Source organism: Pseudomonas sp. NY15181 (genome assembly GCF_048068055.1).
In the GTDB taxonomy this organism is placed as follows: Bacteria; Pseudomonadota; Gammaproteobacteria; order Pseudomonadales; family Pseudomonadaceae; genus Pseudomonas.
In genome coordinates this window covers 1-783 of record NZ_JBLUPT010000025.1, presented here as the reverse complement: position 1 = coordinate 783, position 783 = coordinate 1, and the positions used below count along the sequence as shown (strand labels likewise).

The 783-nt window shown below is 66.5% G+C and carries 1 protein-coding gene; it reads right to left on the bottom strand.

What is annotated here, in order from left to right; translation table 11 throughout:
- Positions 1-783: urocanate hydratase (gene hutU / locus ACNFBT_RS27160; RefSeq protein ID WP_416753893.1), on the bottom strand; the 783-nt coding region annotated here is incomplete at both ends.

The window sequence follows — 783 nt, the reverse complement described above, 5'->3', positions numbered from 1 at the left end:
TCCCAGGTCCAGCCGATCGGCAGGTAGCCGTTGAGCGGGTCGTGGGCGGACGTCTGGTCGGTGACCATGTCCGGACGCACGCCACGGCGTACCAGTTCCGGCAGGATTTCGGCGGCGTTGCCCAGCAGGGCGATGGAGATGGCCTTGCCTTCGGCAGTGTACTTGGCGATGCGCGCCAGGGCGTCGTCCAGGTCGGTGGCCTGCTCGTCGACGTAGCGGCTGCGCAGGCGGAAGTCGATGCTGGTCTGCTGGCATTCGATGTTCAGCGAGCAGGCGCCGGCCAGGGTTGCGGCCAGCGGCTGGGCGCCACCCATGCCGCCCAGGCCCGCGGTGAGGACCCAACGGCCGGTGAGGTTGCCGTTGTAGTGCTGGCGGCCAGCCTCGACGAAGGTTTCGTAGGTGCCCTGGACGATGCCCTGGCTACCGATGTAGATCCACGAACCGGCGGTCATCTGGCCGTACATGGCCAGGCCCTTGGCGTCCAGTTCGTTGAAGTGCTCCCAGCTGGCCCAGTGCGGGACCAGGTTGGAGTTGGCGATCAGTACGCGCGGGGCGTTGGCGTGGGTCTTGAAGACGCCGACCGGCTTGCCGGATTGCACCAGCAGGGTCTCGTCGTCATTCAGCTCCTTCAGGGTCTCGACGATCTTGTCGTAGCACTCCCAGTTACGCGCGGCGCGGCCGATGCCGCCGTACACCACCAGCTCCTTCGGGTTTTCAGCCACCTCCGGGTCGAGGTTGTTCATCAGCATGCGCAGCGGGGCTTCGGTGAGCCAGCTCTTGGCA